Here is a 16,340-nt window from a genome sequence, read left to right on the forward strand (position 1 = left end):
ACCGGACACCGGCCCCGTCCAGCCCCACCGCCACTTGAGGCACCGAACACCGACCCCACCCAGCCCCGCCGCACCGCCCCACCCAGCCCCGCCGCACCGCCCCGCCGACCCCCGGCCCACCCACCCGCACCGGACACCGGCCCCATCCAGCCCTCCACGCCCGCGCCGCGGGTCCCTGGAGCAGCACCCCGGCACACCCACCCTCACCGGCACCGAACACCAGGCACCGGACACCGGCCCCACCCAGCCCCGCCGGCGTTTGAGGCGCGGGGCCCGGGGCAGCGCCCCGGCAACCCCGCCGCATCGGCCCGCCGCACCGACCCACCCGCCCCCGACGCCCCGGCCCCCCACCCGCGCCCACCCCCTCCCGCCCCCGGCGGACCCGGCAGGACCCGGCGTACCCGCCCCCCACTCCCGGCCAGGGAATACGCCACCTAGGATGACCACCGGCAGGCCACTCGGCCCGCCATCGCCGAGGACGGCGACCTGGGAGGAAGCCCGGTGCGATTCCGGCGCGGTCCCGCCACTGTGAACCCCGCGGAGCGCTCGGCGGGGTGAGTCAGGAACTCCCGCCGCCCTCACTGCCCGGGGCGCGGAAACCCCGAGGAAGGCCTGCCGCCGCATGATCCTGCTGCTGTCGACGTCCGACACCGATCTGCTCAGCGCCCGCGCCGCGAACACGGCGGACGGCCCCGTGCCGTACCGGTTCGCGAACCCCTCCCGCCTTCCCCTCGACGACCTCCCCGGCCTCCTCGACGGCGTCGGCCTCGTCGTCGTACGCCTCCTCGGCGGCCTCCGCGCCTGGCAGGAGGGCCTCGACGTGCTGCTGGCCCCCGACCAGCACCGTCCGGTCGTGGTCCTGACCGGCGAGCAGGCCCCGGACGCACAGCTGATGGAGGCCTCCACGGTCCCGATCGGCATCGCGGCCGAGGCCCACGGCTACCTCGCGCACGGCGGCCCCGCCAACCTCGACCAGCTGGCCCGCTTCCTCTCCGACACGGTCCTGCTGACCGGCCACGGCTTCGAGCCGCCCGCGGCCTCCCCCACCTGGGGCCCGCTGGAGCGCACCGCCGGCCGGACGGACGGCCCCAGGGTCGCCGTGCTGTACTACCGCGCCCACCAGATGAGCGGCAACACCGCCTTCGTGCACGCCCTGTGCGAGGCCGTCGAGGCCCACGAAGCGCAGCCCGTGCCGCTGTACGTGTCCTCCCTGCGCACCCCCGAGTCGGAGCTGCTGGCCGCGCTCCAGGGGGTCGACGCGGTGGTCACCACCGTCCTCGCGGCCGGCGGCACCAAGCCGGCGACCGCCTCGGCCGGCGGGGACGACGAGTCCTGGGACGCGGGCGCCCTCGCCTCGCTCGGCGTACCGATCCTGCAGGCCCTGTGCCTGACCGGTTCGCGCAGCAACTGGGAGGAGAGCGACGAGGGCCTCTCCCCCCTGGACTCCGCCACCCAGGTCGCCGTGCCCGAGTTCGACGGCCGCCTGATCACCGTCCCGTTCTCCTTCAAGGAGTTCGACGAGGACGGCCTGCCCGCCTACGTGGCCGACCCCGAACGGGCCGCCCGCGTCGCGGGGATCGCCGTGCGCCACGCGCGGCTGCGGCACATCGCCCGCCGTGACAAGAAGGTCGCGCTGGTCCTCTCCGCGTACCCGACCAAGCACTCCCGCATCGGCAACGCGGTCGGTCTGGACACCCCGGCCAGCGCCGTCGAGCTGCTGCGCACGCTGATCGCCGGCGGGTACGACTTCGGTCCCGTCGAGGGGATCCCGGGCCTGGTGTCCGGTGACGGCGACGAGCTGATCCGGGCCCTGATCGAGGCCGGCGGCCACGACCAGGACTGGCTGACCGAGGAGCAACTCGCCCGCAACCCGGTCCGCATCCCGGCCGCCGACTACCGGCGCTGGTTCGCGCAGCTCCCCGCCGAGCTCCGCGAGAGCGTCGAGCGGCACTGGGGCGAGGCGCCGGGCGAGATGTTCGTCGACCGGTCCTCGAACCCGGAGGGCGACATCGTCCTGGCGGCCCTGCGCCGCGGGAACCTGCTCATCCTGATCCAGCCGCCGCGCGGCTTCGGCGAGAACCCGATCGCGATCTACCACGACCCCGACCTGCCGCCCTCGCACCACTACCTGGCCGCGTACCGCTGGATCCAGGCGCGCGCCGAGGACGGCGGCTTCGGCGCCGACGCGATGATCCACCTGGGCAAGCACGGCAACCTGGAGTGGCTGCCGGGCAAGAACGCGGGCCTGTCCGCGGCCTGCGCGCCCGACGCCGCCCTCGGCGACCTGCCCCTGATCTACCCCTTCCTGGTCAACGACCCGGGCGAGGGCACGCAGGCCAAGCGCCGCGTGCACGCCACCCTGATCGACCACCTGGTGCCGCCGATGGCGCGCGCGGAGTCGTACGGGGACATCGCGCGCCTGGAGCAGCACCTCGACGAGTACGCGCAGATCTCGGCGATGGACCCGGCCAAGCTGCCGGCCATCCGCGCCCAGATCTGGACCCTGATCCAGGCCGCGAAGCTCGACCACGACCTCGGTCTGGAGGAGCGTCCCGACGACGAGGGCTTCGACGACTTCCTGCTGCACGTCGACGGCTGGCTGTGCGAGATCAAGGACGCCCAGATCCGCGACGGACTGCACGTGCTGGGCGGCGCCCCGACGGGTGCGGCCCGGGTCAACCTGGTCCTGGCGATCCTGCGCGCCCGCCAGATCTGGGGCGGTACGACGGCCCTGCCGGGCCTGCGCGAGGCGCTGGGCCTGGACGAGTCCGCGGCCACCCGCACCTCGGCGGACGCCGTCGAGGAGACGGCTCGCGCCCTGGTCCAGGCGATGGAGGACGCGGACTGGTCCCCGGAGGCCGTCGCGGCGGTCGCCGAGGGGCACTCGGCCGACGTCGCCGCGGTCCTCGCCTTCGCGGCGCACGAGGTGGTTCCCCGCCTCGCGGGCACCGTGGACGAGATCGCCCACGTGGTGAGCGCCCTGGACGGCTCCTTCGTCCCGGCCGGCCCCTCGGGCTCGCCGCTGCGCGGACTGGTGAACGTCCTGCCGACCGGCCGCAACTTCTACTCCGTGGACCCCAAGGCCGTCCCGTCCCGGCTCGCCTGGGAGACCGGCCAGGCCCTGGCGGAGTCGCTGCTGACCCGCTACCGCACGGACAACGGCGAGTGGCCCGCGTCCGTCGGCCTGTCCCTGTGGGGCACCAGCGCGATGCGCACCTCCGGCGACGACATCGCGGAGGCCCTGTCCCTGCTGGGCGTCCGCCCGGTCTGGGACGAGGCCTCGCGGCGCGTCACGGGCATCGAGCCGATCCCGCTCGCGGAACTGGGCCGTCCCCGCATCGACGTGACCCTGCGCATCTCGGGCTTCTTCCGGGACGCGTTCCCGCACGTCATCGGCCTGTTGGACGACGCGGTGCGGCTCGCGGCCTCCCTCGACGAGCCGGCCTCGGACAACTACGTCCGCGCCCACGCCCAGGCGGACCTGGCCGAGCACGGCGACGAGCGGCGCGCCACGACCCGGATCTTCGGCTCGCGCCCGGGGACGTACGGGGCGGGCATCCTCCAGCTGATCGACTCCCGCGACTGGCGCACGGACGCCGACCTCGCGGAGGTCTACACGGTGTGGGGCGGGTACGCGTACGGCCGCGGCCTGGAGGGCCGTCCGGCGCGGGCTGAGATGGAGACGGCGTACAAGCGGATCACGGTGGCCGCGAAGAACACGGACACCCGCGAGCACGACATCGCGGACTCGGACGACTACTTCCAGTACCACGGCGGCATGGTGGCCACGGTGCGCGCGCTGCGCGGCACGGCCCCCGAGGCGTACATCGGCGACTCCACCCGCCCGGAGACGGTCAAGACCCGCACCCTGGTGGAGGAGACCTCCCGCGTCTTCCGCGCCCGCGTGGTGAACCCGAAGTGGATCGAGGCGATGCGCCGCCACGGCTACAAGGGCGCCTTCGAACTGGCGGCGACGGTCGACTACCTCTTCGGCTACGACGCCACGACGGGCGTGGTCGCGGACTGGATGTACGACAAGCTGACGGAGACGTACGTCCTGGACCCGGAGAACCGCGCCTTCCTGGAGGAGGCCAACCCCTGGGCCCTGCACGGCATCGCCGAGCGGCTGCTGGAGGCCGAGTCCCGCGGCATGTGGGAGAAGCCGGACCCGCAGGTCCTCGAAGCCCTGCGTCAGGTGTACCTGGACACGGAGGGCAACCTGGAAGGCGAGGCGGAGTAGCGGCGCCAGGCTGGCGGCATGTGCCGCTCAGCCCTCTCCAACCTCATGCTGATGCGTGGTGAAGGACGAGGACGGCCTCGACCGGGTCGGTGATGCGGTTGGTGCTGCAGCGGAGCTTCCGCAGGAGTCGCCAGCCCTTCAGGGTGGCCATGGCCTGCTCGCCGACGCAACGGATCCTGGCGTGCGTGCTGTTGTGACGGCGCTTCCCTCGCTTGAGTCCGCGGCCCCGGAAGGGGACGCGGACCGGGCGGCCCGCACCCTGGTAGGCCTTGTCGGCCCAGCACTTGAGTCCCGATGTGGCGAGCGCGGCGACAATGCCTTGGGTGCGGGCGGCGATCCGGTCAATCGGCAGGAGTGTCCCCGTCGCGGATCACGAGGGCCAGACCGCTCGCGGCCCGGACCGCTTCGGCCACGCCGGGAGCGGTTGTGCCCAGGACCTGTACCGCACCTTGCGGTTCACTCCGAACGGAACGGCCCCCTCGTCACCTGAAGCGGTGAACTACCCCTTAGGCCAGTCGCATCACGGGTAGGGCACTGCTGATCTCGTGCGGGGGCCGGGCCCAACCGGCCCCGTACCCATGGACGAAGGGCCGACCCTGCCGTGACGCAGCCGTTTCAACTGCCGGATTTCTACGTGCCTTATCCGGCGCGACTGAACCCCCACCTGGAGGACGCGCGGGTACACACCAAGACGTGGGCGCGCGACCTCGGAATGCTGGAGGGCTCCGGCGTCTGGGAGGAGAGCGACCTCGACTCGCACGACTACGCGCTGCTCTGCTCGTACACGCACCCCGACTGCGACAGCGACACGCTGTCGCTGGTCACCGACTGGTACGTGTGGGTGTTCTTCTTCGACGACCACTTCCTGGAGATGTACAAGCGCTCGCAGGACCGCGACGGCGCCAAGGCGTACCTCGACAGGCTCGCGGCCTTCATGCCCATGGACCTGTCCGACGGGTTCCCCGAGCCGACCAACCCCGTCGAGGCAGGGCTCGCCGACCTGTGGGCGCGGACCGTCCCGGCGATGTCCGCGCACTGGCGGGAACGGTTCTCCCAGTCCACGAAGAACCTCCTCGACGAGTCGATGTGGGAACTCGCCAACATCAACATCGGACGGGTGTCGAACCCCCTCGAATACATCGAGATGCGCCGCAAGGTGGGTGGCGCCCCCTGGTCGGCCGGCCTCGTCGAGTACGTCTCCGCCGAGGTCCCGGCGCGCGTGGCGCACTCCCGGCCGCTCGGGGTGCTGCGCGACTCCTTCTCCGACGCCGTCCACATCAGGAACGACATCTTCTCCTACGAGCGCGAGGTCGCCGACGAGGGCGAACTCTCCAACGCCATCCTGGTGCTGGAGACCTTCCTCGGCTGCTCCACCCAGGAGGCCGCCGAAGCCTCCAACGACCTGCTCACCTCCCGCCTCCAGCAGTTCGAGCAGACCGCCCTCGCCGAGCTGCCCCAGCTGTTCGCCGACCACGCGATGGACCCGGCCGAGATCGCGGCCGTCCTCGCCTACGCCAAGGGCCTCCAGGACTGGCAGTCCGGCGGCCACGAGTGGCACATGGTCTCCAGCCGCTACATGAACAAGGGGGCCAAGGCCACCGCGCCGCTCACCCTCCCCTTCCTCCCGGCCGGGCTCGGCACCACCGCGCTCGACCTCCGGTCGGTCTTCACGCGGCGCTCCATGGAGCTGCGCCGGCGCTCCTTCACCCACGTCCCGTTCGAGAAGACCGGCCCGTCCGTGATCCCCGACATCTACATGCCGCACCCGCTGACCCTCAGCCCCCACCTGGCGCACGCGCGCGAGGAGTCGGTGGCGTGGTGCGGGCGGATGGGCATGCTGGACCCCCAGCCGGGCGACCCCGGCTCGGCGATCTGGGACGAACAGAAGCTGCGGGGCTACGACTTCGCGGTCTGCTCGGCGGGGATCGACCCCGACGCCACCCCGGAGGCGCTCGTCCTGAACGCGTGCTGGCTGAGCTGGGGCACGTACGGGGACGACTACTACCCGGTGGTCTTCGCCCAGGCCGGGAACCTGCCCGCCGCGAAGGCCGCCACGGCGCGCCTGATCGCCATGATCCCCGTGGACCACGCCGAGCAGGCCGTCCCGGCGACGGCCATGGAGCGCGGGCTCGGCGACCTGTGGGTGCGTACGAGTGCCGGCATGTCCACGGAGCAGCGCACCGAGTTCCGCGCCACCCTGGTGGACATGCTGGAGGCCTGGCTCTGGGAGGTGGACAACCAGATCCAGAACCGCATCCCGGACCCGGTGGACTACGCCGAGATGCGGCGGAGCACCTTCGGCAGCCGCCTGACGATGTACCTGTGCCGGCTCGGCCACCAGGGCCGGGGCATCCCGGAGGAGATCTACGCCTCCGGCACCATCCGGTCGCTGGAGAACGCCGTCTCGGACGCCGCCTGCCTGATCAACGACATCTACTCGTACCAGAAGGAGGTCGAGGTCGAGGGCGAGGTGCACAACTACGTGCTCGTCACCCGGAACTTCTTCGACATCGACTACCCGCGGGCCCTGCACATCTGCCACGGGCTGATGACGCAGCGCACCGAGGAGTTCGAGCACATCGTGGCGGCCCAGCTGCCGCTGCTCTACGACGACTGGAAGCTGAGCGCGGAGGCACGGGCCGCCCTCGACGCGTACGTGGGCGAGCTCCAGGACTGGCACGCGGGCATCCTCAACTGGCACCAGAAGATCGCCCGTTACCGCCCGCAGGACCTGCACCGGCTGCCCGACGGGCTGTCGACCGGCGTCTGGGGCGCCGACTTCGGCATGTCCGCGGCGCGCATCTCGCTGCCCGCCTGATCCCGGTGGCGGGGGCGGTCCGCTCGCCCGCCCCCCCCACCGCCCCACCGCCCGCCACCGCCCCACCGCCCGTCGCGCCGCACCGCCCGTTCCGCCCCGACCGGCCCGGTCGAGCCGTACGCCTCAGAACTCGTCGGCGGTGTGCGGCAGCAGCCCCGTCCGCAGGGCCGCGTCCAGCGCCGCCGCCGCGCCCGGCGTGTGCTCGGCGACCAGTCCGGCGGCGACGAGCTCGACGGCCCGGGTCCCGCCCAGGTAGCAGGCGGCCAGCTCCCGTACGTCCAGGGCCAGGGGGCGGCGCGGGCCGGATCGTACGCGGCGCCGTCCGGGCCGGCGTCGAGCCGGAACCGCCCGGCGTTCGCGGGGAGCCGCGCGTCGGGCCGCAGCGGGCGCCGGTCGGGGGCGATCCGCAGGGCGAGCGGGCGGGTGGAGTCGATCTCGACGGTGACACGGTGGTGGCGCCGCCGAAGCCGAGTAGATGGCGGCCCCGGAGGCCCAGAGGGCGGCGAGGGGCCGGCCGGCGGCCGCCGCGCGGCGCAGCTGCCCGGCCATCAGGGCGGTGAGGACCCCGCGCCGGCGGTGGGTGGGGGCGACGGACACGAAGGTGAGCCCGGGGCAGGGCAGGTCCGCGCCGGGTACGGAGAGCCGGAAGTCGTGCGCGGCCATGAACCCGACGCGGGAGTCGCCCGCGAACGGGTCAGCGCGCCGAGGGGCCGGTCCATCCGGCCGGGACGTGCCCGATCCGGACCCGCTGCGGATGGTCCCCGACGGGGACGGAGACCCGCTTGAGGCCGGTGGCGAAGTCGATGGCGGTGACCTGGTCGGAGCCGCTCTCGGAGATCACGCAGGCGGTGCCGTCTCCGTCGACGGTGGCCCAGTACGGCTTGTCGGCGGGCACCAGCGGCCCTTCGGCGAGGGTGGCCCGGTCCACCACGGTCGCGTAGTCGTCCATCGTGCCCGCGATGCAGAGCTTGCCGCCGTCCGGGCTCATCGACAAGCCGTGGTGCCGGGAGTCGTTGACCCAGGTGGTCCGGTCGGTGCTGGTGTCCGGGTTGCCGGGGAGGGTCTTGAGGCGGGTGATCCGGTCGGTGGCCACGTCGTACTCCAGGAAGCCGCTGAAGAACGACACTTGGAAGTACAGCTTCGACTCGTCCGGGCTGAAGGACACCGGCCGTACGGCGTCGGACAGGTCCGGGCGGCCGAAGGCGTCGAGGCGCTCGCGCATGTCGATGACGCGGACCGTGCGGAAGGTGTGCGCGTCGACGACGGTGATCTTCCGGTCGCCCTTCGTCCAGTCCAGCCACGGTGCGTCGAGGGCGGTGTTCACCTCGCCGATGGAGCTGTTCCAGAGGAACCGGCCGTCGCGCGTGAAGGTGTTCTCGTGCGGTTTGTCCCCGGTCCGGAAGGAACCGAGTCCGCGGCCGGTCGCGATGTCGAGGACGTGGACGGTGTTGGAGGTGGAGGCGGAGACGGCCACGCGGGCTCCGTCGGGCGAGACCGCCATGTGGTCGGAGCGGAAACCGGAGACGGGGAAGCGCCAGTTGATCCTTCCCGAGCGTACGTCGATGGAGACGACGTCGGCGAAGCTGGGCCGGGAGACCACCACGGCGGTGCCGTCGGGGGTGGTGTACATGTCGTCCACGAACTGGTCGTGGCCCTCGCCGGCGGTTTCCCGGACGCCGAGGAAGAAGGCGAGCCTGACCGGGTTGAGGTAGATCTCGCGGAGCCGCTCCGCCTTGTCGGGGATCACGTTGATCCGGCCGACCCTGTTGAGGCTGCCGGTGGAGTCCAGGACGTCGGCGGTCCCCTCCCAGTTGTTCCCGACGAAGAGCACCTCCCGCAGCCCGTCGGCGGCAGGGGCCGTCGCCGGCCCCGCCGTGGGAGCGGCTGTCGCCGGTCCCACGGCGGCCAGCAGGGTGGCCGCGGCGAGCAGGCCCAGGGTGCGCAGGGTGCGTGACATCCGTTCAACTCCGATACGGGGAAGGGATGGAGAGGGTGCCTCCTGTTACCGGCCGGTAAATTAGGGGAAACGCCTAAAGGACGCAACCCCTGGCCCTGGGGTGGCGCCCTTTTCTCACGTTCGGCGTTCAGGTGTCAGTGTCAGAGGGTCCGCTCTTCAAGCGACGGAGCCTATGCGGCCGATCACCGTGCTGGAGACGTCGGGATGGATCGGGGTGTGCGCCCCGGTGAGCGCGACCCCGGTGCCGCCGCGGCGGTTGGCGACGATCTCGGCGGCGATGGACAGCGCGGTCTCCTCCGGGGAGCGGGCGCCGAGGTCCAGGCCGATCGGGGAACGCAGGCGGGCCAGTTCCAGCTCGGTCACACCGACCTCGCGGAGCCGCTTGGTGCGGTCCTCGTGGGTCCGGCGGGAGCCCATGGCGCCGACGTAGGCCACGGGGAGCCTGAGGGCGGTTTCGAGGAGCGGGACGTCGAACTTGGCGTCGTGGGTGAGCACGCACAGGACCGTCCGGCCGTCGACCTCGGTGGCCTCCAGGTAGCGGTGGGGCCAGTCGACGACGATCTCGTCGGCCTCGGGGAAGCGGGCCTTCGTCGCGAAGACGGGCCGCGCGTCGCACACCGTGACCCGGTAGCCGAGGAACCTGCCGATGCGCACGAGGGCGGAGGCGAAGTCGATGGCGCCGAAGACGATCATGCGCGGGGGCGGGACGCTGGACTCGACCAGCACCTTGAGCGGCTCTCCGCAGAGCCTGCCGTCGGCCCCGATCTCCAGCACGCCGGTCCGGCCGGCGTCGAGCATGGCGCGGGCCTCTTCGGCGATGCTGCGGTCCAGCTCGGGGTGTCCGCCGAAGCCGCCCTCGTGGGCGCCCTCGGTACGGACGAGCACGGCGCGGCCCATGAGCTCGGCCGGACCTTCGGCTATCCGGGCGACCGCGGCGGCCTCACCGCGGGCGGCGGCGGCCAGCGCGGCCGCGAGCACCTCCCGTGCGGCGGAGCCCACGGGCACCGGGGTGACGAGGATGTCGATGATCCCGCCGCAGGTCAGACCCACGGCGAAGGCATCGTCGTCGCTGTACCCGAAGCGCTCCCGGGCTGTTTCGCCGTCCTCGAGCGCCTGCCGGCACAGCTCGTACACCGCGCCCTCCACGCATCCGCCGGACACCGAGCCGATCGCCGTGCCCTCGCCGTCGACGGCGAGGGCGGCCCCCGGCTGCCGGGGCGCGCTCCCGCCGACGGCCACGACCGTGGCGACGGCGAAGTCACGTCCCTGCTCGACCCACCGGTTCAGTTCTTCGGCGATGTCCAGCATGGGGGGGCCTCCTCGGAGGGGTCGGTTCCAGTATGGGATGCGTGGAGGGTCAGGTACGGATCATCGCCGGGCCTAGCCGACGCCGAGCCATCCCTCGATGGGGTGGAGGGCGAAGAACACCAGGAAGATGCCGGTCAGCGCCCACATGAAGGCGCCGATCTCGCGCGCCTTGCCCTGCGCCACCTTGATGGCGACGTAGGAGATGACACCGGCGGCGACGCCGGCCGTGATCGAGTACGTGAAGGGCATGATCACGACGGTCAGGAAGACCGGGATCGCGGTCGCGCTGTCGGCCCAGTCCACGTGGCGGGCGTTCTGCATCATCATCGCGCCGATGACGACCAGGGCGGCGGAGGCGACCTCGCCCGGGACGATCTGGGTGATCGGGGTGAAGAAGAGGCAGGCGGCGAAGAACAGGCCGGTGACCACGGAGGCGAGACCCGTACGGGCGCCCTCGCCGACTCCGGTGGCCGACTCGACGAACACGGTCTGGCCGGAGCCGCCCGCGACGCCGCCGATGGCGCCGCCGGCGCCGTCGATGAACAGGGCCTTGGACAGGCCCGGCATGCGGCCCTTGTCGTCGGCGAGCTTGGCCTCGGTGCCGACGCCGATGATGGTGGCCATCGCGTCGAAGAAGCCGGCGAGCACCAGGGTGAAGACGATCATGCCGACCGTCATGTAGCCGACGTCGCCCCAGCCGCCGAAGCTGACGTCGCCGAAGAGCGAGAAGTCGGGCGGGGAGACCACGGAGCCGTCGAGCACCGGCGGGCCGTTCTTCCACGCCTTCGGGTCGACGTCCACGATGGCGTTGAGGATCGCGGCCAGGATGGTGCCGCCGACGATGCCGATCAGGATCGCGCCGGGCACCTTGCGGGCCTGGAGCATGAAGGTGGCGATCAGGGTGATCGCGAAGAGCAGGACGGGCCAGCCGGAGAGCTCACCGGTGGCGCCGAGCTGCACGGGGGGCATGAACTCCCCGCCGTTGCCGACGAAGCCCGCCTTCACGAATCCGATCAGGGCGATGAAGAGGCCGATGCCCATGGTGATCGCGTGCTTGAGCGCGAGCGGGATCGCGTTCATGATCATCTCTCGGAGGCCGGTGACGACCAGGAGACAGATCACGACGCCGTAGACCACGCACATGCCCATGGCCTGCGGCCAGGTCATCTGCGGGGCCACCTGCGAGGCCAGCACGCCGGACACCGAGAGGCCGGCGGCGAGGGCCAGCGGCACCTTTCCGACGAAGCCCATCAGCAGGGTGGTGACGGCTGCGGCGAACGCCGTGGCGGTGATGATCGCCGAGGCGGCCATCGCGGTGCCCTCGACGTCCTTGCCCGAGAGGAGCAGGGGGTTGAGGAGCAGGATGTACGCCATGGCCATGAAGGTCGTGATACCGCCACGAACCTCGTTGCCGACGTTGGATCCTCTGTGCGTTATGTGGAAGTACCGATCGAGCCAAGACCGCCCGGCGGGATTGCGAGAGCCGTCGCCGGCCTCTTCCGCACTGGTCTTGGGTTCCACAGACGATTGGGTCATGGTGCCTAACTCCCAAGGTTCAAAGGGGCACCCGCATGAAGATTGGAGACGCGGGATTTGGGAAACTCCGTTGGCTGCACGACCCGGGGTGACGGCCCGAGGCGACGCGAATGTTCACTGCGTGTACTGCGGGTAGTGCGGGGGTTACCGCTGGTACTACGGGGGTTTTCGCAGGGGTACTGCCGGGTGAAGGGACCGCGAGCGGTGCGGTACTCCGTGTACTCCGGGCGGTGTGGGTGGAAGTGTGACGTTCCCGGGTCACACCGCCCGGAGAGTCTTGGGGGGGGTGCGGGGGGGGGGCGGGCCCCCCCCCCCCCCCCCCCCCGCGGGGGGGGGTTTTAAAAAAAGAGGGCGGGCGGGCGTGGGGGGGGGGTGTAGGTGGGGGGGGGGGGGTGGGTTGGGGGGGGGCCGGGCCCCCGGGGGGGGGGGGGGGGGGGGGGGGGGGGGCGCCCCCCCCCCCCCCCCGCCCACCCGCGCCGTCCTAGAGGGTGCCGGTGAGGGCTTCCGGACGGATCGGCGTCTTGTTGATCTCCAGACCGGTCGCCTGCCGGATCGCCGCGAGGACGGCCGGGGTGGACGAGAGGGTCGGGGCCTCGCCCATGCCGCGCAGGCCGTACGGCGCCTTCGGGTCGGCGAGCTCCAGGACGTCGACCGGGATGGTCGGGGTGTCGAGGATGGTCGGGATCAGGTAGTCCGTGAAGGAGGGGTTGCGCACCTTCGCGGTCTTCGGGTCCACGATGATCTCTTCCATGATCGCCACGCCGAGGCCCTGGGTGGTGCCACCCTGGATCTGGCCGACCACGGAGAGCATGTTGAGCGCCTTGCCGACGTCCTGGGCGGTCGCCAGCTCGACGACCTTGACCAGGCCCAGCTCGGTGTCCACCTCGACGACCGCGCGGTGCGCGGCGAAGGTGTACTGGACGTGCCCGTTGCCCTGGCCGGTGACCAGGTCGAAGGGAACGGTCGGGTGGTGGCGGTACTCGAGCTCGAGGTCGATGGCCTCGTCGCCGAGGATCTCGGCGATGTCCGCGAGGACCTCGCCGCCGTCGGTGACGATCTTGCCGCCTTCGAGCAGCAGCTCGGCGGTCGCCCACGCGGGGTGGTACGAGCCGTTCTTGCGGCGGCCGATCTCCAGCAGGGCCTCGCGGACCGCCTCGCAGGTGTTCTTCACCGCGCCACCGGTCATGTACGTCTGCCGCGAGGCGGACGTGGAACCGGCGGAGCCGACCTGGGTGTCGGCGGGGTGGATGGTCACCTGCGTGACGCCCAGCTCGGTACGGGCGATCTGCGCGTGGACGGTGATGCCGCCCTGGCCGACCTCCGCCATGGCCGTGTGGACCATCGCGACGGCCTCGCCGTTGATGACCTCCAGGCGCACGCGGGCGGTCGAGTAGTCGTCGAAGCCCTCGGAGAAGCCGACGTTCTTGATGCCGACCGCGTAGCCGACGCCGCGGACGACGCCCTCGCCGTGCGTGGTGTTGGAGAGGCCGCCGGGCAGCGCGCGGACGTCCGCGCCCTCACCGGCCGACTCCCACTGGCGCTCCGGCGGCAGCGGACGGGACTTCACGCGGCGGAGCAGTTCGGCGACGGGCGCCGGGGAGTCCACGACCTGGCCGGTGGGCATGACCGTGCCCATCTCCATGGCGTTCAGCTGGCGGAACTCGACCGGGTCCATGCCCAGCTTCGCCGCGAGCTTGTCCATCTGGGCCTCGTACGCGAAGCAGGCCTGGACGGCGCCGAAGCCGCGCATCGCGCCGCAGGGCGGGTTGTTCGTGTAGAGCGCGATCGCCTCGATGTCCACGTCCTCCAGGACGTACGGACCCACCGAGAGGGAGGACGCGTTGCCCACGACCGCCGGGGAGGCGGACGCGTAGGCGCCGCCGTCCAGGACGATCTTGCACTTCATGTGCGTGAGCTTGCCGTCCTTGGTGGCGCCGTGCTCGTAGTAGAGCTTCGCCGGGTGGCGGTGCACGTGGCCGAAGAAGGACTCGAACCGGTTGTAGACGATCTTGACCGGCTTGTTCGTGGCCAGGGCCAGCAGGCAGGCGTGGATCTGCATCGAGATGTCCTCGCGGCCGCCGAAGGCACCGCCGACGCCCGAGAGCGTCATCCGGACCTTCTCCTCGGGCAGGCCGAGGACGGGGGCGATCTGCTTGAGGTCCGAGTGCAGCCACTGCGTGGCGACGTACAGCTCGACGCCGCCGTCCTCGGAGGGCACGGCGAGGCCGGACTCCGGGCCGAGGAAGGCCTGGTCCTGCATGCCGAAGGTGTACTCGCCCTCGACGATGACGTCGGCGCGCTTGCGGGCCTCCTCCACGTTGCCACGGAGGATCGGCTGGCGGTGCACGATGTTCGGGTGCGGGACGTGACCGATGTGGTGGTCGTCGCGGCCCTCGTGGATCAGCGGCGCGCCCGGGGCGAGGGCCGAGGCCTCGTCCGTGACGAGCGGCAGCTCCCGGTAGTCGATCTTGATCTTGGCGGCCGCGCGGCGGGCGGTCTCCGGGTGGTCGGCGGCCACGAGGGCGACCGGCTCGCCGTGGTGGCGCACCCGTCCGTTCGCGAGGACCGGGGTGTCCTGGATCTCCAGGCCGTAGTTCTTCATCTCGGCCGGCAGGTCGTCGTACGTCAGGACCGAGTAGACGCCGGGCAGCGCGAGCGCCTCGGAGATGTCGATGGAGACGATCTCGGCGTGCGCGACGGTGCTGCGGAGCGTCTGGCCCCAGAGCATGTCCTCGTGCCACATGTCCGATGAGTAGGCGAACTCGCCGGTCACCTTCAGGGTGCCGTCCGGGCGCAGCGTGGACTCGCCGATGCCGCCCTTGGTGTGCTTCTGCGTGACGTTGGTCGGCGTACCCGCCGGAACCGTGCGCGTGTTCTGAGCCATGGTCAGACCGCCTCTCCCTGACGGGCGGCCGCGAGGCGGACCGCGTCGAGGATCTTCTCGTAGCCCGTGCAGCGGCAGAGGTTGCCGGACAGGGCCTCACGGATGTCCTGGTCGGACGGGGAGGAGTTCTCCTCCAGCAGCGCGTCGGCCTGGACCAGGAGGCCCGGGGTGCAGAAACCGCACTGGACGGCGCCGGCGTCGATGAACGCCTGCTGGATCGTGGAGAGGGGGGCGCCCTCGCCGGTCTGCGAGTCGCCCGGCCCGTGCGCCTGCCACTGCTTGGCCGCGTCCAGGGTGACGCCGCCCTTGCCGCCGCAGCCGCCGGAGGCGCAGGCACCGCCGTGGCCGTGCTGCTCGCGCTGCTTGGAGAATTCCGCCAGGCCCTCGACGGTCACGACGTCGCGGCCCTCGACCTGGCCGGCGGCGACGAGACAGGAACAGACCGGCACGCCGTCGAGGCGGACGGTGCAGGAACCGCACTCGCCCTGCTCACAGGCGTTCTTCGAACCGGGCAGGCCCATGCGCTCGCGCAGGACGTAGAGGAGGGACTCGCCCTCCCAGACGTCGTCGGCTTCCTGCGGACGGCCGTTGACAGTGAAATTGACGCGCATGATTACGCAGCCCCTTCAAGCGAGCGGCCGGTGGTGCCGCGGTACTGCTCCCAGGTCCAGACGAGCTGGCGGCGAGCCATGATGCCTACCGCGTGACGGCGGTACTTCGCCGTGCCGCGGACGTCGTCGATCGGGTTGGCCGCGCCGGAGGCGAGGTCACCGAACTGCTTGGCGATCGACGGGGTGATGACCTTGCCGGACTCCCAGAAGCCGCCCTCTTCGAGCGCGGCGTTCAGGAACTCCTCGGCGGCCTTGGCCCGGATCGGGGTCGGCGCGGCCGACCCGATGCCGGTGCGGACCGTGCGGGTCTGCGGGTGCAGCGCCAGGCCGAACGCGCAGACAGCGATGACCATCGCGTTGCGGGAGCCGACCTTGGAGTACTGCTGGGGGCCGTCCGCCTTCTTGATGTGGACGGTCTTGATGAGCTCGTCGGCGGCGAGCGCGTTGCGCTTGACGCCGGTGTAGAACTCGTCGATCGGGATCAGACGGGAGCCGCGTACGGACTCCACCTCGACCTCGGCACCGGCCGCGAGGAGCGCCGGGTGGGAGTCGCCGGCCGGAGAGGCGCAACCGAGGTTGCCTCCGACACCGCCGCGGTTGCGGATCTGCGGGGACGCGACCGTGTGCGAGGCGAGCGCGAGTCCCGGAAGCTCCGTGCGGAGGTTCTCCATGATCTGCGTGTACGGGACGGAGGCGCCCAGACGAACCACGTCCTCGCCGACCTCCCACTCCCGCAGGAGACCGATGCGGTTCAGGTCCAGGAGGTACTCCGGCCGACGGTGGTCGAAGTTGATCTCGACCATCACATCGGTGCCACCCGCGATCGGCACAGCTGTGGGGAACTCGGCCTTAGCGGCGAGCGCCTCCTCCCAGCTGGCGGGGCGAAGGAAGTCCATGTGCGGCTCTCTTCTTCTTCATCGTGTCGTTCACTTCAAGCCAGGAGGCCCCATGGCCGTCGACTGGTCGTTCACGTGCTGTTAACGCGG

General features: G+C 71.7%; 9 protein-coding genes, 1 pseudogene and 1 riboswitch. Of the genes and pseudogenes, 2 read left to right on the top strand and 8 right to left on the bottom strand.

Going from position 1 to position 16,340, the window contains the following annotated elements; translation table 11 throughout:
* Window positions 1-490: 490 nt before the first annotated feature.
* Window positions 491-569, top strand: a riboswitch (cobalamin riboswitch).
* Window positions 570-622: 53 nt separating this feature from the next.
* On the top strand, window positions 623-4,240 hold the full coding sequence (gene cobN, locus ACFWTC_RS09835) for a cobaltochelatase subunit CobN (RefSeq protein WP_384026608.1): 3,618 nt from the start codon (window positions 623-625) through the stop codon (window positions 4,238-4,240).
* 43 nt (window positions 4,241-4,283) lie between these two features.
* On the opposite strand, the pseudogene ACFWTC_RS09840 reads toward cobN, so the two are convergent.
* A pseudogene (locus tag ACFWTC_RS09840) lies at window positions 4,284-4,686 on the bottom strand (transposase family protein); the annotation flags it as partial.
* A gap of 155 nt (window positions 4,687-4,841) precedes the next feature.
* Between ACFWTC_RS09840 and ACFWTC_RS09845 the strand changes: the two are divergent.
* Window positions 4,842-7,058: a germacradienol/geosmin synthase gene (locus ACFWTC_RS09845; RefSeq protein ID WP_383918955.1), complete on the top strand. Its 2,217-nt coding sequence runs from the start codon at window positions 4,842-4,844 to the stop codon at window positions 7,056-7,058.
* A 123-nt stretch (window positions 7,059-7,181) separates the two neighbouring features.
* Here ACFWTC_RS09845 and ACFWTC_RS09850 read toward each other — a convergent pair whose 3' ends face one another.
* The 7 genes from ACFWTC_RS09850 to ACFWTC_RS09880 all read right to left on the bottom strand — a co-directional run bounded on the left by ACFWTC_RS09850 (window position 7,182) and on the right by ACFWTC_RS09880 (window position 16,250).
* Window positions 7,182-7,814, bottom strand: coding sequence for a GNAT family N-acetyltransferase (locus tag ACFWTC_RS09850; RefSeq protein ID WP_384026670.1), 633 nt, complete (start codon window positions 7,812-7,814; stop codon window positions 7,182-7,184).
* Window positions 7,753-9,015: a YncE family protein gene (locus tag ACFWTC_RS09855; RefSeq protein WP_384026611.1), complete on the bottom strand. Its 1,263-nt coding sequence runs from the start codon at window positions 9,013-9,015 to the stop codon at window positions 7,753-7,755. Before ACFWTC_RS09855 ends, ACFWTC_RS09850 begins: the two co-directional genes overlap by 62 nt.
* Before the next feature lie 156 nt (window positions 9,016-9,171).
* Window positions 9,172-10,323 (bottom strand): XdhC family protein, encoded by a 1,152-nt coding sequence (locus ACFWTC_RS09860; RefSeq protein ID WP_383918961.1) that lies wholly within the window; start codon window positions 10,321-10,323, stop codon window positions 9,172-9,174.
* 72 nt (window positions 10,324-10,395) lie between these two features.
* Window positions 10,396-11,859, bottom strand: a complete 1,464-nt coding sequence (locus tag ACFWTC_RS09865) for an NCS2 family permease (protein ID WP_383918964.1) — start codon at window positions 11,857-11,859, stop codon at window positions 10,396-10,398.
* A 481-nt stretch (window positions 11,860-12,340) separates the two neighbouring features.
* Window positions 12,341-14,743 (bottom strand): xanthine dehydrogenase subunit D, encoded by a 2,403-nt coding sequence (gene pucD / locus ACFWTC_RS09870; RefSeq protein WP_383918967.1) that lies wholly within the window; start codon window positions 14,741-14,743, stop codon window positions 12,341-12,343.
* 2 nt (window positions 14,744-14,745) lie between these two features.
* Window positions 14,746-15,354 carry a (2Fe-2S)-binding protein gene (locus ACFWTC_RS09875; protein WP_384026614.1) on the bottom strand — a complete coding sequence of 203 codons (609 nt, stop codon included), beginning with the start codon at window positions 15,352-15,354 and terminating at the stop codon, window positions 14,746-14,748.
* 2 nt (window positions 15,355-15,356) lie between these two features.
* A complete protein-coding gene (locus tag ACFWTC_RS09880; protein ID WP_267720136.1) occupies window positions 15,357-16,250 on the bottom strand; it encodes a xanthine dehydrogenase family protein subunit M in 894 nt (297 codons plus the stop codon).
* Window positions 16,251-16,340 lie beyond the last annotated feature (90 nt).

It is taken from the genome of Streptomyces sp. NPDC058619 (genome assembly GCF_042717785.1).
In the GTDB taxonomy this organism is placed as follows: domain Bacteria; phylum Actinomycetota; class Actinomycetes; order Streptomycetales; family Streptomycetaceae; genus Streptomyces.